Consider the following 25,777-nt stretch of genomic DNA (forward strand, 5'->3'; position numbering starts at 1 on the left):
GCGGAGCTGGCATGCTCATTGATAGCGGCAGTCCGACAATTGCGAACTGTACGTTTAGCGGTAATCGTGCATTTCGGGGTGCCGGGGTGTACAATTATGGAGGTAACCCAACTCTTACCAACTGTGCATTTGGCGGCAATTCCGTAGAACCGATATTCCAGGTCGTTGAAGGCTCGGTGTTTGGGTACCTAGGATCCGGCGGCGGGTTTTGTAACGTGCAAGGAGGAGCGATTCTCGATGGCTGCACGTTCACGGGCAATGAGGCTCGATGGGGCGACTCAGGTTGGCCTTGGTTCCTAGCTGCCGAATGCGATGCAGGCGGAGTTTATAATGAGTCCGGAGTGCTCACGCTCTCTAATTGTATTTTCTTGGAGAACTATTCAGCAGGTATTGGAGGAGGAATGGGCAACATGGGGGAGTGCGTGCTTGTAAGCTGCGATTTTCTAAACAACGAGGCAGGAGCTGGCGGAGGCCTCGCAGTGGGTGGTCTTGCCAACACGTCCGTCATGAATTGCAACTTTATCGGCAATCACGCGCTTGCGGGAGGCGGTGCCTATGTCCATGGACTGAATTGGTCGCCGTTTTTTGATTGTGTATTCGTCGGAAACTCCGCAGACAACTTTGGGGACGAATTCGCTTCGAACTTTGGAAACCCGACAATAAACGATCTAACACTGCGCGGTAGGGATGCGTCCCCGGCTTCGAGCGCCTACATTTCATATTCAACGTTGACCTTAACGGACCCGCTCGGCGGACTGGTTCTGGACGGAGGGACGAGCGCTCGCATGGACCTCCGCCGAAGCGTGATTGCAGGGCCGGGCACCTTGCGTGTGGAAACTGGGGCAACTCTGCGAGTCCTAGCTGGCGATGCTTCGACTTTCGAACCCGCCACTATTCGCACCAACGTCGTGGGAACAGGCGAAATTCTTGTCGGCGCTGGGCAGGAGTTACTCGTAGAAGGCGGAGCGGTCGTTGACATGGGCGGCGCCTCCGGCGGCGGCTGCGCAGACCCGGCACAGGCCTCCAACTGGGGCCGGATCGAGGTCAACGGCCAACTCGTGGTCCGAGATTCTACCATCCGTAACACAAACGTTGATGTGCTGTCAGGCGACCTGAGCGATTTGACGGAAGTTCATAACAACCAGATCAACCTGTTGCAGAACCCCCCGGGTTGGGGCGGGGAGTTCTACGTTGAGGGCACCTCGACCATTGAATGCAACGTGATCTACTCCGAAGGCGATCGCTACCTCGACCTGGACCCGGACCCGCTCGCGTCGCCCCGCCCGACCATCAACGAAAACAAGTTCAACGTTAGCATTCTTCAGGGCACATCCATCCCCCAAGGCGAATTGTTGGAACTGCGTTCGGTGGACTACGACAACGGCCTTGGTGGTGAATTATCCGGCGCTTATGAACTTGCCGCGAGCAGCGCCCCTTCCCCAGGCGGATACACCGACACCTGGGTCTTGGAGCAACTGGAAATACGACCCAACGCCAAGGTCAACCTCACCAACCGTCAAGGCTTTGTCTTCCAGGACCCACAGATCACGATTCCCGAGGCGATTTACGTCAAGGAAATTAAACTCCACCCCGGCGCGGTGCTCAACACCGGCCACCAGCGCCTCTACTACCAGACGCTCGTCGATGAGACCGGTGCCCCGCTCGCCCGCGACCCGCAGGACCCCAGCGCCCCAATGTCCAACGGCAGCCGAATCATCGACGTACCGCTGCTCGGCTTCTCACTGAAAGTCATCGCCATGGAGGACCAGACGGAGTTCGATGTCCGCGTACAGAAACGTTTGCGCGATCCCGCCGACTTGCAGCCGCCCTTTCCGCCGTTCAAGGAAGGCGCGATCACCCGCGAAGTCGGACTCGATCCTCAGAACCCCGCCAATGGCGTGATGAAAATCAAGACCAAAGCCTCAGGGTCGCTACAAGCCTCGAGCGCCGCCGCGCACGGCGCTTTCGCCCGGGCGGGCGAGGCCGAGATTCTTGTGCAGTTCCGCTACCGCTTCTGCGGCCAGACGACCGACGAACTAATCGTCTATCTGACCGACTCACCCGAAGTCAGCCAAAATCTTGTGGAAGTCGCGAGGGTTCGGCCTCCGGCATCCGGTCCCGGCTCGATTGATTCTGGAACCTATGCCACCTTCTCCGGCAACTTCCCCCGGGGCAACCTCAACTTCCTCCGCGGCACGTACGTCGAACTGGAACTCCGGGGTCCTGATGCCTGCGTGCTGATCGACGACTGGGACCCGGTGGTGTGCCCCTATTGTGGCCAGTGTGGAGATCTTAACCAAGATTGTGGCGTGACCGACCTGGACTATCTTTACTTGCTCAGCGAGTTCGGCCAACCGGTACGTAACGCCAATTTGTGCGCCGACGTCCTATCCTCCGACAACTACATCGACATGAGTGACCTATTGGCCTTGGCCGGCGCACTCTCCTCCTACCCCGTACCTCTCAACCTCTGCGGCAATGGATCGGGCGGCGGCGGGACGGTCTGCGGCGAGGAATTGCCTGCCACCTGCGAGGACCCCCCAAGCGAGTCGTTACTCATCGCTGGCAAGCCGGGCGGGGCGGGCCTTCGTGACGCGTTGGCGCACAACGACACGCTCTATGGCGTGAATGCCCAGACGTATGCGGCCGGGCCTGGTGTTCCCGCCCCGGCACAGAGCGGCGGCCTCCGCAGGGGCCACGGCCGATTGATGACGGACTCTCTGGGCCGCCTTCATCAAGTGCACGGCATCCTGGGACTCATCCGGCTGACGGATGGCGTAGCCGTGGTGAAACCGGCACCCAAGAGCTACTTGGGCGACACCGTCCGCATCGGCCGGACGACGGGCGGCGGGTATCCGCTGGCCGACGCGGCCTTCGATCCCAACGATCCGGACATGGTCTATGTCGCGCCGGTCCATATCACGCCGGCCGGCGGCGGCCTGCCGTATCGCGCGGTAGCTAAACTGCGACTTTCAGGTAATGGCAACTTCGAATTGGTAAGAACATATGGGGCGAACCCGGCCGACACCCCTGAAATTGAATGCATCAATTGTACGGAAATCGTTTACCAGAATGACGCCTCGCGGATTCGGGAAATCGAGGTGGATTCCTACGGAAACCTCTTCGTAGCCAGCGCCCTGGAAGTCAACGACTACAACTACCTGTTGATTTACCCGGCGGACGGCGGAAGCGAGATTCGAGTGCCCCTGACCGGCCAGGTCCAGGCCCCTTCGGCCTTGCACGTGTCGGGCGACAAGCTCTATGTCTCGACCTCGCTGGATGCGCTCGACCATGCAAGCGCCGTCATCCATCGATACAACATTATTCGCGCCGGCCGCAATGCAACTTTGCTGGAGCACGACACGGATATCCCGGTCGTGGGCATCCGTCATCTTACGGCGATGACGACCAACCCGGCCGATGGGACGTTGTGGGCGGTCGGCTTTTACTCGTCGGCTTGTTCGACGGCCCAATGCGCGGCCGACCCGGATTGCTCGGGCGGCTGCGATTTTCCGTACCAAGAATCTGACTCGATCTTCACAACCCCAAAGGTGGTAATCATTGCGAATCCCGCGACGACGCCGGTTGTCCAAGAGGTAGCTACGCTTGGCGGCTCTGACTTGGCCCTGCCTTTGAGCGTTATCTTTCAGGACGTCCCGTGCGGCACCGGCGACTTCGACGGCGGCGGGCTCGGCGAATCCGACATCGTCCCCTTCGTCAATGCCCTCCTCAGCCCAACCCCTGCCGACCTCTGTCCCGGCGACATGAACCACGATTCCATCTTCGATGGTCGGGATATTCAAATATTCATCGCCTCGTTGACCCCATAGGGCAGCTTCGCGGGTTTTCAACGCTGCCACGGCATTAAGGTCGGCCACCTCCGCAAGGGTTCTGTGCAAGCCATCAAATCGTGGCGTTCAAACGTCACTGTTGCTCGCGGAGCCGAGAAGTTCCGCGGCCCAAAGTCCAAAAGAACCTCTTTATAAGGAATATCGAATCATGATTGACCGATTGAGTCTTTTTTGGAGATGTGCGAGGTGCGGGATGGACCAGCTCGGCCCGGTCAGCGACCTCCCCGGGGCGGGAATCCCCATCTGCCGCGAGTGCGGCGATGACATGGAGCTGTTGGATGGCGCGGTCCTGTCGTCGGGGTCCGCTCGGAAAATCCTTCTGGTCGGGGTGCAGGCCATCCCCCACCCGCTGGTCGTAAGGGTCCAGCGCGGGATGGTCATGTGCGTCCACGGCATCCCCGCCGGGATCGTCGTCGAGGTCCGGGACTACGACGCGCCGCGGGATGGCGGATCGACCGGCCGCAGGATCGAGAACGACGACGATGGCCCCTACCTGACCGAGGTGTACGACGGGTCCGCCGAGGCGGAGAAAGGAAAAGCACGTGATCGCAAACGGCGACGGAAAAACGTATGAAGTCGGAGTTGCGCGACAGTACGTCTGCCGGGGCACTATGACCGTCCGGGCCACTTCACTCGAGGAGGCCCGGCGGCTGGCCCTGGATCAGATCGGCGACGTCGCGCTGACCATGGACGAGCTGGTGGAGGGCGGCGATCGGGTGGAGTTCGTGAGGGCGGTGTGATTGGGGACTGCTGAGAAGGGCAATCACGGGCGTTGCCGCGCTTTAGCTATTGGAGCATTGCCTTTGGGCAGTATGCCGACGCCGAGGTCGTAGTCAGCGTCGGCGACCGCATCGAGCTAAATCAAAAACTGAAAAAAACTGCTCAACGGCCACGAGGAAGGGTCATCAACATTTCGGGCCCTCGCTGGTGGACCTGCGCGCCAGCCGGCACCGGCTCGCCCCTGAGCGACATCGACACGAACGCGGGCGGTGACGATTTTGGCGCGGGCAGGTCGTGGCTGGCCGGCTCCGCCGCCAAGCCGTGGAAGGGAAGCGGACTCGAGGGCAGGCTGGTGCGACGCTTGATATCGCCCCTCCGCAGGCGCCAGGCCCAGCCGACCGTGCGGCGGATGGTGTGAAACAGGCCGCCCATTCCCATCAACTGCATGCCGATGTCGCAGGTGAACACGCGATCACGAGGAAGCAGAGCCCGCAGCAGCGCAAGCGGATTGAAAAAATACAGATAGGCCGCAAGGATGTTGCATTGCTTTCGCCACGGCTCGTCGGCCTGGGTGGCGACGACGTAGTTGCCATCCATCATGTACGGCTCGACGCGACGGCCGGAAACGCTCTCGATAACTTGGCCGTTGTTGAACGGCTCCTCGTAGAGTTTGGACCCTGTCGCCGGCGTCATCATCAGTACCTGCATTCCCGCCGCGCCCCAGCGGCGCAACATCCTGACTTGGTTGATCAGGCCGTAGGGACTTCCGGGCGTGTAGAGCGGCTGGCCATCGTGGTGCATCATCATTGGCATGGGCGCGATGCCGGCGGCGCGGAGTGCCTCGAAAGCCTCCTGCGTCTTGCTGAGGCTCTGGCCTTTCTTCACGAAAGAGGCCGTGATGTCCTCGACGCCGAGCCACAACATGCGGACACCCGCGCGGCGGACGGTGGGAAGCTCCGCCTTGAGCGCCACCGTGTCGTGGACTGTGACCTCAGTGCCCCATTCGACTTGCTTGTAAAGCGGCTTGCCGTTGACCTCGGCGCGCGCGAGCGCCTCGACGATGCCATGCGCCCGCCTGTGGTCATTGAAGAAGTTGTCATCCGTGCCGAAGAACCACTTGATGCCGTACTCGCTGCGCAGACGGCAAAATTCGTCCACGATCCGCTCCGGGCTTTTGACGCGGAACTGGCGCTGGTTGTAAGCCGGCAGCGGGCAGTACGGGCAGGCGAACTTACACCCGAATGTCAGCACCAGCGACGCGATCGGCGTTCGCAATCGCACCCAGCGTCGACCCATCGCCCGATCCGACAATCCGGCGCGAAACCGGCTGGGCGCCTCGAGGAGGCGGTAGCCGAGGACGGGATGGGGCAGCTCGTCCAGATCGCCCAGCAACCGTTGAATGCCGGTGTCGATCAGTTCTTTCGGCGCGCCGCGTGCGTCCGTGCGCGGATAGACCAGCCCGGGGATGTCGTCAAGAAGCCCCGACCGGCACGCGCGAAGGAAGGCGGAGCGGAGCGATTCGCCCAGGGCGCGGCAGGAGAGCACCACCTCCAATAGGCTGAGCAGCACGAACTCTTCGCCCGTGACGGCCACGTCGGCGCCCCAAGGATCTGAGGGATCAGCGCTGAACACGTCCCACGGCTCATAAACCGTCTTCGGTCCGCCGGCGATGATCAGCGGTCGATGTGCCGGGTCGATCCGGCAGGCGTCCTGGATCAACGCGCGACAACAGGCCGAGTGAAGCTGCAGACTGGAGACCATGAACAGATCAGGCACGCGGCCGTCGAGCCGCATGGCCGAGGGGGCAAAGCGAGGATTCCAGAGTTGCTGAACGACGCGCGTCTTTTCGAACCCCGACGCCACCATCGCCGAGCCGATCGCGCGCACGCCCGCGGGGACCATCGCCCAGTCGGCGTAGATGAACGGCAACATGCGCGTACGGCGGTCGAAGGCGTAGACGATGACGCTGGCCAAATCGTGTTGCGGGGCCACGCGGCGGAGGCGCTGGATGATTCCGGTCAACTCCCCCGGCTTAAGCAATTCGTCGCCGCGTGTTCGTCTTGGAAGCTCTATCAGTGTGATCCTTGCTATTCGGCGAACCGGCGGGACAGTGCTGCAGCCGAGTGGAATGGTGGGATCATACCAGATTAATCATTTGCCGGCGCCGGAGGCAGATAATGAAGATGGTCCAGCTTTGCAACCCTGAATTCGCGCACAAGAATATGGACGGCCCGCCGGCGACGCATCGAGCGAACGCGATGGTAGGATGCAGAAGAAATTTGGGCGCGGGCTGGTCCCTGATTCGCCATCCTGATTAGAATGTCGGCTTGCAGTACCTACCAAAGGCCATCACCAAGCCGAAGGATGTTGTGGTGCCCAGTCAGTGCACGAAAGTTGAAGCGGTGAAGGCCGATGCGTGGTTCGTGTACATCTTGCGATGTTCGGACGGCTCGCTCTACACCGGGGCGACGACGGATGTAAAACGTCGAAGCGAGCAACATAATGCGGGGACCGCCTCTCGGTATACCCGTTGTCGCCTTCCGGTTCGTGTGGTCTATCAGGAACCTCATGCCTCTCGAAGCTTGGCGTTGAAACGTGAATGGGCGGTCAAGGCGATGACGCGGCTGGAGAAGAAAGCGCTGATACGATGGGGAGCACGTCGGTCTCGCTATTTCCCCATGATAGCTTATCGTAAGAGCGGAATTGACCAGCATTCGCCGCATAGATGAAAGACGTCTATCAACGGCATGCGCTTTGTAGTGCCGTCCACTCCATTCCAAACCTCGCCAAGTATTTCCTGAGCCTGTCCGCGTCGTTGGGAACCGTTCGTTGCGTGCGCGATGCGGCGAAAAGACGGCGGCCGGCGGCGGAGAGCGACAATGATTCCCGGCAGACGCGCACGACGTGAGCGAGTTGAACGCGGTCGAATTCATCGAGTGCTCCGATGCGCGGCCCTAATAATGTCTCCAGGTCGATATCCCCGTCGGGAATCGCCGACTCGGGCATGCGCCAGCCCGCCCTCAATCGCTCGATTTCAGAATCCACAACTTCGGTCGTGATCCGTCCCGCGGGCGCCATGGTCGCCATTCGCGCAATCGCTGCGTTGAGGTCGCGGAAGTTCCCGGACCAAAAGGACTCCGGAGCGGCGGCGAATTTTAGAAACCGGTCGAGGGCTTCCTTGTTGAATCGTCGAATTTGTCCGGTCGCCGCCGTCAGTTGGGCCAATTCGTAATCAACGTTCGGCGCGATATCCTCGCGGCGTTGCGCGAGCCCGGGTAATTCAAAGGTCCACAGGTTGATTCGGGCCAGCAGTTCTTCGCGAAAAACCCCTGTTCGAACCGCCTCGCCTAGCCGCAGATTGGTGCCGCAGATTAATTGAAAATCGCTGTGCACTTCGCTATCCGATCCCAACGGATAAAACCGATGCTCCTCGATGGCCCGCAAGAGCATGGCCTGTTCCTCGATGCCGAGTTCGCCGACTTCGTCAAGGAACAAGACGCCCTGGTTCGCCTCGCGCAACAGCCCCGCCCGATCGGCCGTCGCGCCGGTGAACGCACCGCGCTTGTGCCCAAACAGCGCCGACATCGCCCCGTCGCCGCGGATCGTGGCGCAATTCACCTCGACGAACTTTCCTGTCACGCTTCGCCGGAGCTTCTTTAGCTCGTAAATCCGCCGCGCCAGGCTCGATTTTCCGGCCCCCGTGGGACCCAGCAGCAGGATGGGGGCCGCGGAATGAATGGCGACGTGCTCGATCTGCTCGATCATCTTGTTAAAAGCCGCATTCTGGGTCGGGATGCCCGCCTTAAGAAAATCCGTCGCCTCCCGCCGCTCGGCGACGAAACGTTGGGCAATTCGATCGTACTTGGACAGGTCCAGATCGATGATCGAATACCGCCCCGGATCGTTGGGCTTCTTGCGCTTCGGCGGCGCTGTCTGGATCAAGCGACCAGGGTAGTGCCGGGATTCCGTAAGCAGGAACGTGCAGATTTGCGCGACGTGAGTGCCCGTAGTGACGTGGAAAAGGTATTGCTCGCGGTCGGTGTCAAACGGGTAGTTCCGCGCGAAGCCATGAAGCGCCCCATACACCTCTTCGAAATCCCATGGATCACGAAGGTCGATCGCGTGCGTCCGGACGTCCGTCTCGGGCGCGACCGATCGAATGTCCACCGCCACCTGTTTCGCCAAGGACTCGATCTTTGGATCGATTAGGAGTTCGAGCCGGCGGACCAACAAGTCCTCGTGCTGGCAAAGGGACACCGTGGGTCGCCAGGCCGCCCAGCGGTCCGGTCCATCACCGCGATCAAGCGTAGTTCCCAAGAGCCCAACGATGACGAACCCGTCCATTTAGCCAATGGTATCAGAAACGAGAATATAGGATAGTAAGTCTCGATTTTCATCGCACGACTGCGACGCCCCTGCCGCGTCAATTATCGTTGCAAAGCATTGCTTGACAATGTTTTGCAATCGACAAGGCTCGGACTCACTGGCTCCTGGCACGCCCGATGCTATTGCCCTGACGAGCCTGGAATGGAGTTTTTTGTCCAAGGAGAACAGTCATGGCTAACAAGAGCATCTTCAAGACTATCCGGGGACTGTTTGTCCCGCCCGCCGACACGGTCAACGAGGCCGGTGGGGTGGCGTATCGCATGAGCGATCGCCAGGCCCTCGCGCAGTATGCCGCGACCGGCTGTTTGAACGGCACGTTCTACGCGGCCGGCGAGACGCAGCTTGAGCAGATCCTGAAGCTCTGCGATCGCGTCGAGCCGGAGTTCATCGCCCGCACAGCGCTGTACGCGCGGCAGGCCGGAAACATGAAGGACTTGCCCGCTCTCTTGTGCGCGGTTCTGTCGATCAAGAGCCCGGGGTTGATGGCGGAAATCTTCGATCGCGTGATCGACTCACCGAAGATGCTCCGCAACTTCGTCCAGATCATGCGGTCGGGGACCATCGGGCGCAAGTCGCTGGGCTCGCTGCCGAAGCGCCTTGTTGCTCAGTGGATCGAGAAGCGGACGGACAAGCAGCTTTTTGTCGGTTCGGTCGGGAACGATCCGTCCCTGGCAGACATCGTCAAGATGGTCCACCCGAAGCCGCGGTCCGCGTCGCGTGAGGCCCTGTTCGGATACTTTATTGGCCGCACGTACAACGCCGACGCGTTGCCGGAGTTGGTGCGCGAGTTCGAGGCGTACAAGACCGCGACCGACCGCACGACCATGGAGCCGCCGGACGTTCCCTTCCAGATGTTGACGGCGCTCGATTTGTCGCCGGACGTTTGGAAGTCGATTGCGCGGCGGGCTCCGTGGCAGACCACGCGAATGAACCTGAACACGTTCGCCCGGCACGGCGTCTTTGAGGACGCGGAGTTGACGGCGGCGATTGCGGATCGCCTGCGCGATCGGGAGTTGATCGAGAAGGCCCGCGTCTTCCCCTATCAACTGATGGTTGCTTACGCGTCAGCGGCGAAGGTGCCCGCGGTGGTCCGCGAGGCCTTGCAGGACGCCATGGAGGTCGCGATCGCCAACGTGCCGAAGGTCAATGGCCAGGTGTACGTCTTCCCGGATATCTCGGGGTCGATGCACTCGCCGGTCACGGGATTTCGGCGCGGAGCGTCGACGAAGGTTCGCTGCGTAGATGTTGCGGCCCTGGTGGCTGCGGCGATGGTTCGGACGAATCCGGCGACGGTGGTGGTTCCGTTCGAGTCGAAGGCGATTTCGCCTGAGAAGCTCGGGCTGAACCCGCGCGACTCAGTCATGACCAACGCGCAGAAGCTCGCGTCGCTGCCGGCCGGTGGGACGAACTGCTCAGCGGCGCTGGCGTATTTGAACAAGCGCCGGGCGACCGGCGACCTCGTCATCTACGTCTCGGACAACGAGTCGTGGGTCGATTCGTCCAACTATGGCCGCTTCGGTGGAAGCCGGACGCGGACCATGGACGAGTGGGCGACCTTCAAGCGGCGGAGTCCGCAGGCTCGGATGATCTGTATCGACATCCAGCCGTGCGCGACGACGCAGGCGAAGGAGCGCGACGACATCACCAACGTCGGAGGGTTCTCTGACGAGGTCTTTAACCTGATCGCGGCCGTGGCCCGCGGAGATACGTCCGATGGCTACTGGACGCGGCAGATCGAGGCGATCCGTATCTAAAGGCTCATGGACCGCCGGGCGGCGTCGACAGGGCGCCGTCCGGCATCTTAAACCGGTTCGAATGTCGTGGTGATTACATGGATAACAACCATTTCTACGTCACCACACCGTTTGTCGAATCGGCGAAACAGTACGAGTTACGACACTCGGCGAATGCAGACGGGAGTACATGTGGCAAAGGCCCAAAAGGCCGAGCGGGTTCGAGTCCCGCGGCTCTCGCCAACGATTGTCGCCGGGCGTCTCGCGGCTGTGTCGGAACTGGAAGACGAGCGCGCCTCAGAAGCGCGTGGGCATACGCCCGTGAGGGTTCGACTCCCTCCAGCCGCATACGCGGTCGTGGCGGAATTGGCAGACGCGCCGGATCAAGAGTCCGGTGTTGGAAACAACGTGTGGGTTCGACTCCCACCGACCGCAATGCGTGACGAATGCCCGTGGAACTACATGGTTTCAATCCACCGGTCGCGGGTTCGAATCCCGCCGGGTCTATTTGGCAAACAAGAGACCCGTAGCTCAGTGGTAGAGCAGGACGTTTCACAAATACTCGTCGTCACGCAGTTTTGAAAAGAGGTGCCGCCCGACCGGTGCAGGACGAATGCCAGAGGAACTACATGTAATCTGCGGGTTGCGGGTTCGAGTCCCGCTGCCGGTTCTTGCCGGTGTAGCTCAATTGGATAGAGCATCAGAACCGTTTCTCAAATTTCGTCGTCCTGCATCGGTCGGGCTGGCGCATCGCCGCTTCGCGAAAGAGAGCGGAAAGCCTGATTCATCGTTTCGCTTACAATGAGGTCTAACTATGGGCGAAGACAGCAAATACAAACTAGTTCCTACCGGCGAAGCGACGGCGATCCTGCCGGTGGATGGTGGACGCCTGAAGCCCGTCACTGTCATCGGGACCGACGCGATCCGTGCGACCTTCTCCGAGGACACGCTCCAGCAGGTCATCAACACGCGAATGGCCCCTGGCGTCGCCGAGGTCGTGCTCAACCCCGACGCCCATATCGGCTACGGTGCGCCAATCGGCTGCGTCATGGCCTCGCCGTCGCACATCTATCCAGGTCCCGTCGGAGTAGATATCAAGTGCAGCATGAGCCTGCTCCAACTCGACCTGCCCGCTGATGCGATTATCGATCGCACGACGCGCCGCGCGATTATCGATGCGATCTGCGAACGCGTGCCGACGGGCGCGGGGCGGGGCCAGCGCAGCGTCTCGAAATCCCGGCATGTCGCTGAGCCGCTCGGCCGCCGGGTCGCCGTCGAAGGCGCATCTGCCGCGGTCTGCGAGGCCCTCGGCATCCCCGCGTACTGGGCAGAACGCTGCGAAGACAGCTTCCATCTCGGCCACGACGATACCCGTGACGCCCTCTCAGCGCGCCTGGACTGGCTTCTATGCGCTGGGACCATCGGCGACTTCGTTGAGAAGATGCGCCAGCTCGGCTCCTACGGCGGCGGGAACCATTTCGGCGAATGCGAAGTCGTGCATGTCGGCGAGGACAGCCGCGCCAAGTTCTGTGCGAAGGTGTTCGGGCTCAACGACGGTCATGTCGCCTTTCTGTCCCACTGCGGCTCGCGCGGCTTCGGACACAACCTCGCCGCCGGGCAGTTCAAGGCCCTGCAAGGCAAGTTCGACACCTGGGGCATTCCGTTCCCCGGCGCGGACAAGGAGCTTTGCTACGCGCCGCTCGGCACGAAGGAGGCCGACGCCTACCTCGACGACATGGCGATGGGCGCGAATTTCGCGACCGTGAACCACATGCTGATCAACGCGCTCGTTCTGGAAGCGTTCCAGCAGGTCGTCCCCGGCGTCAAAGGCGAGCTGGTCTATTTCATCAGCCACAACATCGCGCGAAAGGAAATCGTTCAGAACCAGCCGATGTGGGTCATGCGCAAAGGCGCGACCCGCGCCTTTCCCGCGAAGCACCATGGGCTCAAGGGCACTCCCTTCGAAGCGAGCGGCCATCCGATCCTGCTGCCCGGCGACCCGCAGCGCGGCTCGGCGGTCATGGTCGCCGACGAGACCGCGTCGCTGTCGTGCTACAGCGTTAACCACGGCGCGGGCCGGATGCTCGGCCGCAAGCAGGCGATCCGCACGCTCGACCAGAAGTCGATCGACGCGTCGTTCGACGAACAGGACATCCTGACCAACTGCAGGAACTACCCGATGGACGAGGCCCCGGCGGCGTACAAGGATTTCGACGAGGTGCTTCGGTCGGTGAAGTTGGCAGGCCTGGCGTCGGAGGTGGCGCGTCTCAAGGCACGGTTTGTGATTAAGGATGCGTCAAAGGCGGATGATTAGAAAGTAGCCAGGTACAACATGCACAACAATGTTAATGGCGACAACGAGGTCACTGCGGTCAGGACAATGGCCACCACTCTCCTGGATTTTTGGCACAAGAGGGTCGCATCCGACAAAATCGAGACGACAGCTGTTGATGTCGCTGGAATGTTCTTACTCGCGCGAACCCGAGAGTTTTTCCAAGCAGCCGTTGAGCTTCTCGGAGTTTCTTTTGCCGCACCCGTTGCAATTGCTGTGCTTGCGCGAGCGCAACTTGAATCCGCGGCAAATCTCCTGGTTATCCTCAATTCAAAGCTGAGTGCTGAGGCAAAGAAGAATCTCGCCGAGAGCTTTATACGTTTTGGTGAATTCAACCACGTTAGAAGCCTCGAAGATGATTTGGACGACTACCGCGCATCACTGTCGCCCACAGAACAGGGAAACCTTGATAGGCGTATCGAAGTCTCAACGGAGGTCCAATCAACGTTTACCCCGGAGCAAGAACGACAAGGGCGATATCCAACATGGAACGGCAAATCGATCACTCAAACTATTGTTGAAACCGGTGGAGACGGCGCTAGACGCTGGTACTCTCTAATGTCGCTCATAGCCCATGGCGATCCGTGTATGCTGCATAAATCATTGACCATTACAGAAAACGAGTTTCGGTTATTTCAGCGAGATTACGGTGTCACCGATGCAGCTTATTGGGTAAATAGGATGGGTAAACAATTATTCGCGTGCCTACTTGTATTTCTGACACGAAACGGGGAGATCGAAGTAGACGATGAAATCAAGCGCGTCTATCAAACGCTAGGAATCGAACAATCCCATGTTAACGATTGACGGCTCCTACGGCGAAGGCGGAGGGCAGATTCTTCGCTCCTCGCTCGCCCTCTCGATGGTGACAGGCACCCCCTTTCGCATCGAGAAGATTCGCGCGAATCGCGAGAAGCCCGGCCTCATGCGCCAGCATCTGACCGCCGTGAACGCCGCGACGAAGGTCTGCGACGCGCAGGTCGACGGGGCCGCTATCGGCTCGCAGGCCCTGTCTTTCACGCCCGGCAAGGTTCGCGGCGGCGACTTCGCCTTCAGCATCGGCACCGCCGGCAGCACGACGCTCGTCCTACAGACCGTACTGCTTCCCCTGTTGCTGGCGGACGAGCCGAGCCGCCTGACGCTCGAAGGCGGCACGCACAATCCCTTCGCGCCGCCCTTCGACTTCCTTGCGAAGGCCTACCTTCCGCTCGTCAATCGCATGGGCCCGACCGTCCGCGCATCGCTCGAGCGCCCCGGCTTCTACCCCGCCGGCGGCGGACGCATCACAATCGAGATTGCACCGGCGAAGCGTCTAAACGGCTTCGACCTGCTCGAACGAGGGGAATTGCGCGACCGCAAGGCCCGCGCCATCGTCTCCAACCTGCCGCGCCACATCGCCGAGCGTGAGACCAAGGTCTTCGCCAAGCGCTTGAACTGGCCGACCGACCAGATTGAGGCCGTGGAGGTCGCCGGTTCGCCCGGCCCCGGCAACATCGTCACGATCGAACTAGCGTTCGAGCACGTCGGCGAGGTATTCACCGGCTTCGGCGAGGTCGGCCGCCCCGCCGAGGCCGTCGCGATGCTCGCCGTCCAACAGTATCAACGCTACATCAAATCCTCCGCTCCTGCAGGAGAATACCTGACGGACCAGCTCATGCTCCCCTTCGCCATCGCGGGTAACGGCTCCTTCCGCTCGATCGGCCTGTCTCGTCATTCACAAACGCATCTGGAGCTGATTCAAAGTTTCCTTGGTCCCAACTCGGTCAAAACCGAAAAGTCCGACGATTCGACGCATCTGAGGTTCGGTCCAAGTCGATAATGGGAATCCTCACCTTAATGGACGGGCGGTCCGTCCGGTGTCGATGGACCTCGCACGCGTTCCATCTCTTGGGCCGACGGCAATCGCCGAGGAAGCTTGGATAGTTCGGTGGCCATGCGTTGATGCAGCTCCAGAATCCTCGCCAGGACATTCTCGTAACCGTCATCCTCACGCCGCCTGCGCAGGGCCTCTTCTTCTGCTGCTTCCCGCTGCCTTTCCCGCTCGCGAAGTTCGGCCCAACCTACCCGAAGCTTGTTCAAGTGCCGGATCAGGTAGTCCGCGACGAGATCGACCTTATCCTCCAGGGGCTTTCGTCCATCGATCCACTTGGCATATTCATTATCCACATCGACACAGAGTTTGCCCGTGCCGAGGTACCGATCATGACCATAGTTCTTCGGATCGGGCCGTCGGTTGGTCACCGTTTTCTCCCGGACTCTGATCTCGAACTCCCAATCATAAAAGACGACATAATTTCGGGGGTGCTTTTCCCAGGGGCGGCCCTGTTTTGCGATCATGACGGCTTCATACCGACGTACGCTCGCCGCGATGCCGTCCAAGATTCGCCTCGCTCGGATGCCAAGATCCCCCCCGTCCTGAAGAAACCAAATTTGGGGGGTTTCTGACTGCCGCTGCGCTGCAGCATACTTCGCCTTCCAGGTCGCCTCATCACGCATGATACTACCTCCTGGGTTGTCGCCGTGACGATCACGGCGGTTTTCGATTTCAATGACTTGGTAAATATTCGTCGCCGTGCGAGGGGACTTCAATGGGTGCCTGCTTTGATAAGCTCATGGCCCCGTTTCGGGGAACTGCCCCTGGACGCATTCAACGAGAACCGCTACAAAATAAACGACACACGCTGCCAATCCGTCGGGTTCGCAAAAGCGAGCCCGGGTCCGTTTGTGCCGAATTGACGTAGGTTTTTTTGAAGGTCTAAAGAGGACCAACGCTCATGGGAATTCGTGACGTCGAAATTCGATCCGATAGTTCGGGGCGCGTCCACACCGTTAGGCTCGTCTTTGGCCCGCACTATTTTTTAGAAGTCGTCGACAACCAAGGCAAGATATCTTTGGCCATGGGCGCGTCACATCACGGGATCCGAGCCGCGGCCAACGAGGTCAACGATGAGCTTGAACAGTTCATCAACGAGCTTCGCGAGCGCCATCCGCGAAATCAACTTGACTAATTCCATTGCGCATGCGCCAAAATGGACGATTCCCGCCAAAGAATTGACCCCGACGGCAAATACGGGGCCGACGTACTTCGAACTTTCGAGGCCTTTGCTCTGACTGTCTTGGATAAGTTTCCGGGAGCAGTTGTCGAGCGCACCCGCGATTTGATTCAGATCGGTAAACCTGATGACGATCGCGCAGTGGTGGTTCTCATCACGCCCGAGGCGATCGAGATCCGGCTACCCACGCTGGAATGGCCCCATCCCCATGTCCCTGCACCAAGTAGCCGCCTGTGGAAGCGGTTGAATTGGGAGGGCCTGACGGACAAGCGGCTAACACGGCTTCTCGAAGAGGCTGCGGCGGCTCGAGCGGCCGAATTCGCAACATGCCGCTTCTGCGGAGAGTCCTTTCCGCCCGAAAGCCGCGACGGAGCCGACGTTTGTCACGGCTGCGCGGAGGAACACCTCGGAGTCGTTCACTAGGTGGTGATTTGGAGAAATCGAATCGTATCGCCGGTCGCGGCTGCAGATGCCATGCTGCCGGACCCGCTGCCTAACCGCCGCCCGAAGGGTTTCAGACGGAGAAAAATAATGCGAAGAACACAGGGACGAAACACGTACTACTTGGCGTTTTGCCTGAAGGATGGGACAGTGACCTCCGCCCTGCCCATGAGAAAGCCCGCCAAGCGGATCATGAAACATGATCACATGAAGTTGGATGCTGACAACGTCTGCAAAGAGCACGTCAGCTCGGGCAAGGAGCTGCTCATGCTTCCGGTCGAAAAGCGGGTCCGGTTCCTCGACATCATCGCAACGAGCCTGAACACCCGTCGAGCACTTCGCCAGATCGTCTTACCGCGGCTTGCAGCGATCGAAGGGCAGCTGGCATCAATCCATGCCGCCATCACGGCGATGAAAACGCGAGCGTAGCCCCTGATTCGCAATCCTCCCTTGGATGGCGGCTTCCAACGAGTTCCCTGACGGTGGTATGGGACGGAGCGCCTCGAGTAATTCCACCGTCGCGTTGAGGTAGCGATTTTGCTTTTCGAAGGGCCAGGCGGATCCCATCTCCGTCAGATTGTGGAGCCGGTCCGCGAGTTTGATCACCTTGGCGGAATCCGACATGCAAGGGGCCTTCGAAAGCAAGGCTGCGTGTTTTTGGTGAAACGGCGTTTTCGACGGATGTTTGTTCGTCAATTCATCGACGAGCCCGGTCACGATTTGGCCGAACTCCCGATGAAGAGTTTCCCGCGATATATCCGTATCTTCCAGCACGTCGTGCAGATACGCCGCAGCGAGAACATTCGGATCGCAAATACCATTACCTTGCAGCAGCTTCACGACAGCCTCGGGATGGGTGTGATAGGGACGGCCATCGTCCCGTTTCTGTTCCCTGTGGGCGTTGACACAAAAAGCCCACGCCTGTCGAACAATCTTATCTTCCGGCATTTTATTACCTCAAGGCGTGCCAACAATCCGCGCGATTACAAAGCTCCATGATCAAGAGCGATTGTGCTCGCGTGGCTTTCGGCGATCTGAGCGACGGTGCTTATTGACCTGCCTGCTTCCAGTGGCCGATCCGTTTGTGAGCCATTACGCGGCGGCTCGAGATCGATGCGCAGCTCGCGGACGCACTGTTCGACGACCTCCGGCGGCAGCCGCGTTTGAAGATACTTGACCAATTCGTCTTGGCGCGGCTGCCCGAAGACCATGCGGTAGATCGCCAACGCGCTCCGCAAGCTGTTGAGGCGGTCGGCATCGCGGCTCAGCGGAAGGGCCGGCACGTAGCGATCGATCGAGGCTCCTGACTCGCAGGGAAAAACCCAAAAAGGAACCAATTCGTTCATATCGCCTGACGATTCGACAGCGGCCCGGTCGAACGCGGCGGCCCACGGATCGGTAAGAAGCTCGCTTTGTGGGGCTCCGTATTTCTTGGCCACGTTTTTTCGAATCGCATGCCCCTTAAAGCGGTGGATGCGCCCTTCGCGCTGCTCCAAATCGACGGGGTTGCTGGGGAGATTCCAGTGCACGACCGCGTGGCAGTAATGATGAAAATCAAGCCCTTCCTGTCCAACCGAGGTCGTCGCCAGGACAAATGGCCAGAACGGCGAGTTGAAGGCGGCCCTCACCTGTTCGGCGCGGTTCACCTCGCCCTCCGCATCGGACTGATCCTGACCAAACCGCGCCGCGAACCGCGAGCGCATCCGATGGGCATCAAGGCGTAGCATATTGTCGCGAGCGTTCACGGCGATCTCATCAACGCCGACCGTCGCGGAACGCAGGCCGAGCGCCGTGACGATTGCCTCGCCAATCTGTCCGGCGACATCCGTCCCATCTTGTGAACTGACGCCCAGATTATCACGAAGCACGTGGGCGTATTCGTCCAGGACGGCCTGCAGGCCACCGTCGATGGCATATTCGACAACCCGGCGCCAATAGGGCTCCTCGCGGTTGAGCCCGCGAATCAGCGCGATAACCTCAGGCAGGTTGAAGAGGTTGCGAAACCGCCAGGCCACACGGCCCGCGGCCAGCCGGACTTGCGGATCGGTAATGCTCCCGGGGGCAGAAACGCGCGCAAGGGACCGCAGCGCCACGACGGCGGGGTTTCCGAATACCGCTTCCGCCAGCACCGCCACAAGATCCGGGGGCGGCTGCCCGAGCGCGTGGGCGCCGATGTCCTTCATATCCTCGAAAAGTTGGCGGGCCTGGTCCACATGCGCCGCCCACGCGGACTCCGCCTCCAATTCGCCATCGGCGTCCACGCGATCCTCTTCACCCGACCACTCCTTCGATAGTTTAGGGTACCGCCAGAATTGGTCACTGGCCTCTCGTTCCTGTACCAGATCGAGGAGGATCGGGGCCGCCCAATACCAGGATTCGTCAATCTCCGATCCAGCGGCCCATCGAGTAACGAGGGCATCCACCAGGGGTCCAAGCCGCGTCTGGGCATAGTCCAACAGATCCTCGACGGTCGGAAGATTCGCATCGCTGATACTCAGGGCGGCGGGGTCCAGGAGGCGTGCCAGCGTGAGGGAGGGATAGATCAATCCCAGGACCGGCATGCCGGTGAGCCGCCCTTCCGCGCGCGAAAACCGCAAGAGGGCAGTGATTTTCTTGCGACCGTCGGTGGAATTCGCGATCGTCATCGACCCATCAGGCCCGAGGTAGGTGAGTCCAACCGCCCGGCGTTCGGCCTCGTGGCTTAGGAGGGCGGCGATCACCTTGGGAACGACCTTCCAGGACGAAAACACCAGGCGTTTGGTGACGAGGACAGGATCGATGCCCGCAAAAACTCCGCCCGGCTCGTAATAGGGCAGGCTGGGCGGCAGCCACAATAGCTTCCAGAGGTCTCGGCCGACGGTCTCGGCGATCAATGATCGCAGGCGGGCGTTGCCCGGATCGATCTGGGAATACGCCAGAACGTCAGCCCAGGGAAGCAGACAGGACGGCCGGCCGTCGAGCGCCTTCATCACCGCAGAGTCGGTGCCGTTTCCGGCTGCGTCGCGGAGTCCTTTCTTGAGTTCGTAGTCGTCCATGAAGTTCAGCAGATAGGGCGCCGACTTCCAGTATTCGACGATGTCGCCGTGATCCAGGGCCCGCGCCACCCGGGACAGGGTCACATACTGCCGGACATCCGATTCTCGCAGTTGCAGGTCTGGTGATGGGCGCTCTTTGAGCATGCCGCTGCGATCGTGCGTGGCGGCCAACCGCTCCGTGCGGGCCATCACGCGCCGCAGACGCACTTCCAGTTCGTTCTTGAGTCGCCGAAGTTCCTCCATCGACCCATCCGCCAGACGCATCATGGCGGCGCGGTAGTCCTTGAGCAGACTCCGCAACGAAGAGATATCCGCGGCCTGTTGGCGAACCAAGAAATCGTAGGTGGCAACAAAATCCTCGTAATGGTCGTTCTCGCCGCTCTCTTCCTCATGCGCGAGGGTGTACATCTTGTAGGGAGTGGCGGAGAGCAAGAGGACCCGCACGGCCTCCGCTCGGCCCTCGCGCTCGTCGGCATATTGCAGGAGCGACTGGGCGAGCTCGGCCTCATCGTTCTTGGGGTCCAGGAGATGCTTGAACCGCTGGAACTCATCGAGGATCACCAGATCTGGACGCAGCGCTTGGATGCACGTCCGCCCGAGGGCAGCGCGCAATTCACCGATCAATTCCCGGCGTGCCTGATGCTGGTCATCGTCCAGCCTGGAGTCCCGCCGGGGCAGCAAGTCACAGAGTTCGAGGAAACGGCCTTGTAGATCGGGTTTGCCGGCGGCGCGGTCACCCGAGGCTTTCGCATCAAGGTCCTTCAGGAACATCTCGTGTAGTCCACGATCGATTTGCTGATCGGGTAACCACTCGCGCAAACGCCTATCAAACCGATCAGCGGAAACGTAGCCGCGCAGCACATTCGCACTTCGGCCTTCGTGGAGGTTCCAATGGTCGCGAAGCATGGCCCATAAGAGAGCCCGCTCCTTGGCCATTCCCATGCCGCCGCTGGGTTCCAGTGACGTCCCCGGCGTCATCGATACGTAGTTCACGCGGCAGTCGGCCAAGTCATGGAGCTGGATTGGCAGGAGGGTGGCCCGCGTCGCTCGGGCGAAATCGTGGCCGGGGTCCAACCGTAATTTGTTGATGTTTTGTCGGGCGATGTCGGCGTTGGAGCAAACGTAGATGACATCCACTCGTTCGACATGATCCCACAAGTGCGCCACCGCCCGTGCGATCACTCCGCGGGCGACCAGCGTCTTGCCCAGGCCGACCTCGTCGGCCACGAGGAATCGATGCGTGGAGTCGTCGTCGAGATACAGGCGCCGGAAGGCATAATCGACCGTTCGCCGTTGAAAGTCCTTGAGTCCCTTCAACGCCAGGTCCACATCGGGCTTTTGTGCGGCGAGACCCATTATGCCTCCCCCACAGTGACGGTCGGTCGATGGACGCGGCGGATGGGGTCCCAGACCAACTCGAAATCCGCCGGCAGAATTGACATTCCTTCCGGCGTCCGTCGGAGATCTTCAATGAGCCGATGAACATGCTCCAACTTTTCGGGGCTGCGATCCAAGGCCCGGAGCAGGTGCTCCAGCAAGGGAAGTAAGTCGTCAGACCTTCGGGACGAACCGTTATTCGGATCGATAATGAAATCTTTCATCTCTCCGAAAAGCCGCTCGGGGTCATCCGCAAGCATCATCAGGAGCAGCCGCAGCAAGGTGCGCGAGTCCTTGAGCAAATCCCGGAGCAGTCGATCCTGCCGATCGGTCGGCGCGCCGACCAAGGGTAGATTCAATACAAACCGGACCCGCTGCTCCGCCTGGCGAACGCGGGCCACGATTTCAAAAGCCACGAAGGATGAAATCGACTCCGACGCATGCGGACCGAAACGCAGTTGGAGCGGGCAATCTCCCTCTATCGATTTTGCGTCAGCGGCGGGCAGCATCACCGGTCGGCAGCGGACCGAGACATTCTCGGGAATGGACACCGAGGTCGTCGATTCGATCTGCGTGGTAAAGCTTCCGTCGCACTGGTCGATCCGCGCCGTCAGCGTCAGGGCGGCAAGGCTTTGGCGGGCCTGCTCCGCGGCGTTTTCCGCGGCCAGGGCATCCGCATCCACTTTCAGCCGATCCTCGCTGGGTTCAAACGGCGCCAGGATGCGTCGCAGGTTGGTCTTTTTCTCCTCTTCACTAATCGTCGCGTCGATGCCGAGCTTGCTTTTCTTGCCCACCAGCTCCACGAGGAATTCGACATTCCCCCCGAAGGCGGCGGTCGTGGCATTCGCCGAGCCGGTCCAGACATGGGCATCCCAGCCGGCATCCGCAACAAAGACCTTGGCGTGCAGGCCCACAAGCACCTCGGGAGTTGGCTCATCGGCGTCGGCTTCAATGTCCACGGGCTGGACCTCAAGTGCGTCTTCCAAGGTGAAGCACGTCCACCGATTACGGAGGGCGGAAGAAGGTAGCGCGCAAAGTGACTCCAGTCTGGAGACCAAAAATCGCTCCGCTTCTGAACTACCGATCCGGTCGAGTAGGTCATCGGACACGAACGGCGAAATGACTAACAGTCGATTCATCCGCTTAGCAAACGGCCACGCCGGCTTCCCGTTGTGCCCCATCGGCCAAAAGCGGATTTCCTCAACTTCGTCGGGCAATTCCCACCGAACGAATCCGATCTCCTGCTCGATCTGCCGTAGATCGCTTTGGGCCTGCTTACCCACGGCCCGTAACGCCATCGATTGCAAGGCGGACACGAATTCGGTCAGCGGACGGTTCTCGCCAAACCCTCGGGCCCGATCGGTGAGTTCCCCATCGAGTAGCAGGACCGTATCCCACGACCGGTCGAAGGTGAGATTGCGACTAAGGCACACGAAACGGTATTTGACGGGACCGGCGGCCGACCGATAGCGAATGATCCACACCTTGGGATGAAAAGCGGCTTGCCGACCGTCGTGGCACGCGGGCGCCTGGGCCTCGATAACCGACTGTTCCAAGTAGGCCAGCAAACGCTGGTGCGCCGGCGGAATCGTGATCTGGCCGGCCTGACAGAAAAGGTGAATGCGATCGGCGCAGCGCCGCAAGGATTCCAGGAGCGCCAGGGGATCCGCGGTCGGCGACCCGGGGCCGGCGGCCAATTCGCCGTCACTTCGTTGCCAGTCGAACATGGCGAAGGCCAGCGGTGTGGTCAGCAGGGCGATGAGGTCGAGCGAATACGTCGTTCCGATCGCACAGTCGAAGCCGTACCCCTCGGGTGGCCGCAGGGTGGACAGCAGAAGTTGTCGGCCCCGCGGATCAAGCATGCGCAGTCTCCGTTTCAAACGTGAGGCCTCGCAATCCTCGAATGATGTCGTTCAGGATGATCTGGGTTTGGCGCCAGCGGAAATCCATCGGCCGACCACTGCCATCGCCCTGCCAGCAATCCCGGGCGCGGGTATTCTCGGGTCGGAGGCGCGCCCGGCCGCCCTTGAGTTGACCCTCCCGTTGGACGATCAACTTTCGGACCTCGGCGTTGTCCCACACCGGCGGCTCCGAACCGGGCGCCATGGCGATTTCGATCCAACGTTCCGCGAAATCGCGGGTCCGGTGCGAGATTCGAGGGTTGAGCTTTTGCAGGAGGGACCAAAACTCGGCCCGATTCCAGCGGGAGAGGACCAATCGGTCGGCCTCCAGGACCTGCCGCCACTTTAACAAATGGTCGGTCGCCCTCCCGACGACCTCGTCGTTGTTTTTCATAGCACCGACCATGCGCGCGTAGAGCAATGGCCCGCCCCACGCACACAGCGAGAAGCAGCGAGCGTGCTCCACCAAGCTCCCAATGTCGCGTGGGAGTTCCGAACGAAGGGGATGCTCCCACACGTAATCGACCTCCGAGGTACTGGCCGACCGCGTCACAAGATGTTCCAGGAGCGAGCCTGGGCATGACGCCTGAATGCGATCTGCAAGAAACTCCGCCTCCTCGAACGTGAGTTCGAACTCGGTTTTCGTTAATAGCTCCTCGGGCGCTGGCGGAAGTGATGGATGCCAGGACCGTGATCCATTCTCGACGGGTTCCCGATCATCCGTGAAGACCGGTTGGAAGGAGCCCAAGCGTTCTTTCGCTAGGCGACGAACATATTGTTCGATCGATCCCGCAAAGACACGGATTCCCCAGCGCTGGAGACCGCCCCAATAGACACTGCTGGGCATGCGCCTCAGCGTACCCTTGGCTTCGCGGCCAATGATACCGTCGTCGTCGCCGGCCCCTTCCAACAGAGCGTTAATCAGCCTGGTCTCACGTTTCCGGACAGTCTTGGCCACATCAGCCAGCGGACCGCGAGCCGACTCGCAACTTCGCATGATCCACGGTACGAAGAGGAAATACCGCGCCCGCGTCTGAATAGTGGAGGTGCCGGGAAACAGGCCGTCGGCAAGCGCATCGCGAATCGGCGCAAAGCCGAGTTCATCGACCGTGCCTTGTTCGCGAAAGAGATCGATGACCTCCATCGCCTTCTGGCGATCTGATTCCGCGAAGTCCAGCCATGCAAAGGTCGAAGGCATCGAACAGGCCCGAGGGTCAAGTAATTCGCTAAGCTCCGAGCCATTGACGAGGCGAGCACCGCGGCCGGAAGCGCTAACATGGCGCCTAAGAAGGAGTTGATTATACCATATTCGCCTATGCATTTCGCCGACGATGGCGATTCCGCCGGCGACTTCCGCGGACAAAGGGCCGCCCTCCTACTTTGAAATAACCTTCTGGTTCGGCGTATCGTATTGGTGTACTGACAGCGGCAACGACGAAAGATGATCAAGGCGACCCCTTGAGATCGCCGGCAATTTCTGAGAATCGTTCGACGGCGTCCTGCAGGTCTTCAACGATCTCGGCGGCCAAGACGTCGGGCTCGGGCAGGTCGTCGCCGTCCTCGAGCGACTTGTCCTTGAGCCAGAAGATGTCCAGGTTCGCCTTGTCGCGCTTGATCAGTTCGTCATACTCGACCGCCCGCCACCGGCCCTCGGCATTCTTTTCGCTCCACGTTTGCCGCCGCTGGTGGCGGCTCTCTGGGTTGTAGCACTTCACGAATTCGTCCAAGTCCGCACGCTTCAGCGGGCTTTCCTTCAGCGTAAAATGCATGTTCGTCCGCAGGTCGTACACCCACAGCTTCTTTGTCCACGCTGCCTCCTGCGCCGGCCGGGCGTCGAAAAATAGGACGTTGGCCTTGACGCCTTGCGCATAGAAAATCCCCGTCGGCAGCCGCAGCAGCGTGTGCACCTCGAATTGCTTTAGCAGGTTCCGCCGAACGGTCTCGCCAGCGCCGCCCTCGAACAACACATTGTCCGGCACGACGATCGCGCAGCGCCCGTTAATTTTCAGTAGCGTCTTGACGTGCTGTAGGAAGTTTAGCTGCTTGTTCTTCGTCGTTACCCAGAAGTCCTGCCGCTCGTAGGCGTGCTCCTCCTTTTCCACGTCACCTTCCTCGTTCACAATGGAAATGCTGCTCTTCTTGCCGAACGGAGGATTCGTCAGCACCAAACTGAACCGCTCGCCGGGGTCGCTGGCCAGACTGTCCACGCCGCTTTTGATCGGGCAGGGGTCGGCGTCGATGCCGTGCAGGTACAGGTTCATGATACACAGCCGCGCCGTTGCGGCGACCAGCTCCCACCCCTTCACGAAGCTTTTCTTCAGGTGCTTCTTGCGGTCCGGGTCGAGGTCCTTGCCGTGGTGATCCACCACGTATTTGTGCGCCGCCAACTGAAATCCGCCCGTGCCGCAGGCCGGGTCACAGAGCGTGTCCTCCGGCGTCGGCCGCATCACGTCCACAATCGCCTTGATCAGTTCGCGCGGTGTGAAGTATTGCCCCGCGCCCTTGGGGCTCTCTGCGGCGCTGCGGGCCAAGAGCCCCTCGTAGATGTCGCCCTTCACGTCCGCCTCCATGCGGACCCACTGCTCCGCCCCGATCAGGTCGACGATCAGCCGCTTAAGCGTGGCCGGGTTCTGGATTTCCATGCGGGCCTTGCGAAAGATCTCGCCCAACATGCCCGGCTTCTTGCCCAGCTCCTCCAGGATCGTGCGGTAATGCGTCTCCAGCTCGGCCCCTTCGAGCTTCATCAGGCTTTCCCACGAATACTTCGCGGGCACAATCGCCGGCCGGTTGTAGGGCGGCTTCGTCATTTCGTCGGCCATCTTGTGGAAGAGCAGAAAGGTGATCTGCTCGGTGTAGGCCATGTAGGATAGGCCGTCGTCGCGCAGGACGTGGGCGTAATTCCAGGCCTTGTTGACGATTTGGGAGGTGTCGGTGCTCATCCAAACGCG

Annotated in this window: 18 protein-coding genes and 2 tRNA genes; 12 read left to right on the forward strand and 8 right to left on the reverse strand. The window is 60.6% G+C overall.

Annotated elements, in window-relative coordinates:
* The first annotated feature begins 785 nt into the window (after nt 1–785).
* The 3 genes from VJZ71_20300 to VJZ71_20310 all read left to right on the forward strand — a co-directional run bounded on the left by VJZ71_20300 (nt 786) and on the right by VJZ71_20310 (nt 4,591).
* Nucleotides 786–3,830 (forward strand): hypothetical protein, encoded by a 3,045-nt coding sequence (locus VJZ71_20300; GenBank protein HKQ50427.1) that lies wholly within the window; start codon nt 786–788, stop codon nt 3,828–3,830.
* Between the two features lie 169 nt (nt 3,831–3,999).
* Entirely contained in the window at nt 4,000–4,425 is a 426-nt protein-coding gene (locus tag VJZ71_20305) for a hypothetical protein (protein ID HKQ50428.1), read from the forward strand.
* The gene (locus VJZ71_20310) at nt 4,394–4,591 is read left to right on the forward strand and encodes a hypothetical protein (protein HKQ50429.1); all 198 of its coding nucleotides are present in this window, start codon (nt 4,394–4,396) and stop codon (nt 4,589–4,591) included. The genes VJZ71_20305 and VJZ71_20310 overlap by 32 nt, the downstream gene beginning before the upstream one ends.
* 142 nt (nt 4,592–4,733) lie before the next feature.
* Here the strand turns inward: VJZ71_20310 and VJZ71_20315 are convergent, their stop codons facing one another.
* Nucleotides 4,734–6,593: a radical SAM protein gene (locus tag VJZ71_20315; protein HKQ50430.1), complete on the reverse strand. Its 1,860-nt coding sequence runs from the start codon at nt 6,591–6,593 to the stop codon at nt 4,734–4,736.
* A gap of 401 nt (nt 6,594–6,994) precedes the next feature.
* Here VJZ71_20315 and VJZ71_20320 point away from each other — a divergent pair, with 401 nt between their 5' ends.
* Nucleotides 6,995–7,300 carry a GIY-YIG nuclease family protein gene (locus tag VJZ71_20320; GenBank protein HKQ50431.1) on the forward strand — a complete coding sequence of 102 codons (306 nt, stop codon included), beginning with the start codon at nt 6,995–6,997 and terminating at the stop codon, nt 7,298–7,300.
* 10 nt (nt 7,301–7,310) lie between these two features.
* Here VJZ71_20320 and rtcR read toward each other — a convergent pair whose 3' ends face one another.
* Entirely contained in the window at nt 7,311–8,915 is a 1,605-nt protein-coding gene (gene rtcR / locus VJZ71_20325) for an RNA repair transcriptional activator RtcR (GenBank protein HKQ50432.1), read from the reverse strand.
* Nucleotides 8,916–9,127: 212 nt separating this feature from the next.
* Here rtcR and VJZ71_20330 point away from each other — a divergent pair, with 212 nt between their 5' ends.
* From VJZ71_20330 to rtcA, 6 genes are all read left to right on the forward strand, one after another.
* The gene (locus VJZ71_20330; GenBank protein HKQ50433.1) at nt 9,128–10,711 is read left to right on the forward strand and encodes a TROVE domain-containing protein; all 1,584 of its coding nucleotides are present in this window, start codon (nt 9,128–9,130) and stop codon (nt 10,709–10,711) included.
* Between the two features lie 243 nt (nt 10,712–10,954).
* Nucleotides 10,955–11,038, forward strand: a tRNA-Leu gene (locus VJZ71_20335).
* A 3-nt stretch (nt 11,039–11,041) separates the two neighbouring features.
* Nucleotides 11,042–11,125, forward strand: a tRNA-Leu gene (locus tag VJZ71_20340).
* 379 nt (nt 11,126–11,504) lie between these two features.
* The gene (locus VJZ71_20345) at nt 11,505–13,004 is read left to right on the forward strand and encodes an RtcB family protein (protein ID HKQ50434.1); all 1,500 of its coding nucleotides are present in this window, start codon (nt 11,505–11,507) and stop codon (nt 13,002–13,004) included.
* A gap of 18 nt (nt 13,005–13,022) precedes the next feature.
* Nucleotides 13,023–13,829, forward strand: a complete 807-nt coding sequence (locus tag VJZ71_20350) for a DUF5677 domain-containing protein (protein ID HKQ50435.1) — start codon at nt 13,023–13,025, stop codon at nt 13,827–13,829.
* Nucleotides 13,816–14,841, forward strand: coding sequence for an RNA 3'-terminal phosphate cyclase (gene rtcA, locus VJZ71_20355; GenBank protein ID HKQ50436.1), 1,026 nt, complete (start codon nt 13,816–13,818; stop codon nt 14,839–14,841). The genes VJZ71_20350 and rtcA overlap by 14 nt, the downstream gene beginning before the upstream one ends.
* Before the next feature lie 14 nt (nt 14,842–14,855).
* On the opposite strand, the gene VJZ71_20360 is transcribed toward rtcA, so the two are convergent.
* Nucleotides 14,856–15,359: a hypothetical protein gene (locus VJZ71_20360; protein HKQ50437.1), complete on the reverse strand. Its 504-nt coding sequence runs from the start codon at nt 15,357–15,359 to the stop codon at nt 14,856–14,858.
* A 692-nt stretch (nt 15,360–16,051) separates the two neighbouring features.
* On the opposite strand from VJZ71_20360, the gene VJZ71_20365 reads away from it, so the two are divergent.
* Nucleotides 16,052–16,498, forward strand: a complete 447-nt coding sequence (locus VJZ71_20365) for a hypothetical protein (GenBank protein ID HKQ50438.1) — start codon at nt 16,052–16,054, stop codon at nt 16,496–16,498.
* A gap of 108 nt (nt 16,499–16,606) precedes the next feature.
* Nucleotides 16,607–16,945 carry a hypothetical protein gene (locus VJZ71_20370; protein HKQ50439.1) on the forward strand — a complete coding sequence of 113 codons (339 nt, stop codon included), beginning with the start codon at nt 16,607–16,609 and terminating at the stop codon, nt 16,943–16,945.
* Here the strand turns inward: VJZ71_20370 and VJZ71_20375 are convergent.
* From VJZ71_20375 to VJZ71_20395, 5 genes are all read right to left on the reverse strand, one after another.
* Nucleotides 16,904–17,464, reverse strand: a complete 561-nt coding sequence (locus VJZ71_20375) for an HD domain-containing protein (GenBank protein HKQ50440.1) — start codon at nt 17,462–17,464, stop codon at nt 16,904–16,906. The genes VJZ71_20370 and VJZ71_20375 overlap by 42 nt on opposite strands.
* A 35-nt stretch (nt 17,465–17,499) precedes the next feature.
* Nucleotides 17,500–20,907: a helicase-related protein gene (locus VJZ71_20380; GenBank protein HKQ50441.1), complete on the reverse strand. Its 3,408-nt coding sequence runs from the start codon at nt 20,905–20,907 to the stop codon at nt 17,500–17,502.
* A complete protein-coding gene (locus VJZ71_20385) occupies nt 20,907–22,790 on the reverse strand; it encodes a phospholipase D family protein (protein HKQ50442.1) in 1,884 nt (627 codons plus the stop codon). Before VJZ71_20385 ends, VJZ71_20380 begins: the two co-directional genes overlap by 1 nt.
* Complete coding sequence (locus VJZ71_20390) at nt 22,783–24,027, reverse strand: DUF6361 family protein (GenBank protein HKQ50443.1); 1,245 nt, start codon at nt 24,025–24,027, stop codon at nt 22,783–22,785. The genes VJZ71_20385 and VJZ71_20390 overlap by 8 nt, the downstream gene beginning before the upstream one ends.
* Before the next feature lie 247 nt (nt 24,028–24,274).
* A complete protein-coding gene (locus tag VJZ71_20395) occupies nt 24,275–25,768 on the reverse strand; it encodes a class I SAM-dependent DNA methyltransferase (protein ID HKQ50444.1) in 1,494 nt (497 codons plus the stop codon).
* Nucleotides 25,769–25,777 lie beyond the last annotated feature (9 nt).

The organism is Phycisphaerae bacterium (genome assembly GCA_035275405.1).
Classification (GTDB): domain Bacteria; phylum Planctomycetota; class Phycisphaerae; order UBA1845; family UTPLA1; genus DATEMU01.

Excerpts from the sequence above, each read along its gene's own strand:
- VJZ71_20395 (HKQ50444.1), bottom strand. The coding sequence starts at position 25,768 with ATGAGCACCGACACCTCCCAAATCGTCAACAAGGCCTGGAATTACGCC.
- VJZ71_20365 (HKQ50438.1), top strand. The coding sequence starts at position 16,052 with ATGGACGATTCCCGCCAAAGAATTGACCCCGACGGCAAATACGGGGCC.
- VJZ71_20380 (HKQ50441.1), bottom strand. The coding sequence starts at position 20,907 with ATGGGTCTCGCCGCACAAAAGCCCGATGTGGACCTGGCGTTGAAGGGA.
- VJZ71_20360 (HKQ50437.1), bottom strand. The coding sequence starts at position 15,359 with ATGATCGCAAAACAGGGCCGCCCCTGGGAAAAGCACCCCCGAAATTAT.
- VJZ71_20370 (HKQ50439.1), top strand. The coding sequence starts at position 16,607 with ATGCGAAGAACACAGGGACGAAACACGTACTACTTGGCGTTTTGCCTG.
- VJZ71_20305 (HKQ50428.1), top strand. The coding sequence starts at position 4,000 with ATGATTGACCGATTGAGTCTTTTTTGGAGATGTGCGAGGTGCGGGATG.
- VJZ71_20375 (HKQ50440.1), bottom strand. The coding sequence starts at position 17,464 with ATGCCGGAAGATAAGATTGTTCGACAGGCGTGGGCTTTTTGTGTCAAC.
- VJZ71_20345 (HKQ50434.1), top strand. The coding sequence starts at position 11,505 with ATGGGCGAAGACAGCAAATACAAACTAGTTCCTACCGGCGAAGCGACG.
- VJZ71_20330 (HKQ50433.1), top strand. The coding sequence starts at position 9,128 with ATGGCTAACAAGAGCATCTTCAAGACTATCCGGGGACTGTTTGTCCCG.
- VJZ71_20390 (HKQ50443.1), bottom strand. The coding sequence starts at position 24,027 with ATGCCTTCGACCTTTGCATGGCTGGACTTCGCGGAATCAGATCGCCAG.
- VJZ71_20385 (HKQ50442.1), bottom strand. The coding sequence starts at position 22,790 with ATGCTTGATCCGCGGGGCCGACAACTTCTGCTGTCCACCCTGCGGCCA.
- rtcR (HKQ50432.1), bottom strand. The coding sequence starts at position 8,915 with ATGGACGGGTTCGTCATCGTTGGGCTCTTGGGAACTACGCTTGATCGC.
- rtcA (HKQ50436.1), top strand. The coding sequence starts at position 13,816 with ATGTTAACGATTGACGGCTCCTACGGCGAAGGCGGAGGGCAGATTCTT.
- VJZ71_20350 (HKQ50435.1), top strand. The coding sequence starts at position 13,023 with ATGCACAACAATGTTAATGGCGACAACGAGGTCACTGCGGTCAGGACA.
- VJZ71_20300 (HKQ50427.1), top strand. The coding sequence starts at position 786 with ATGGACCTCCGCCGAAGCGTGATTGCAGGGCCGGGCACCTTGCGTGTG.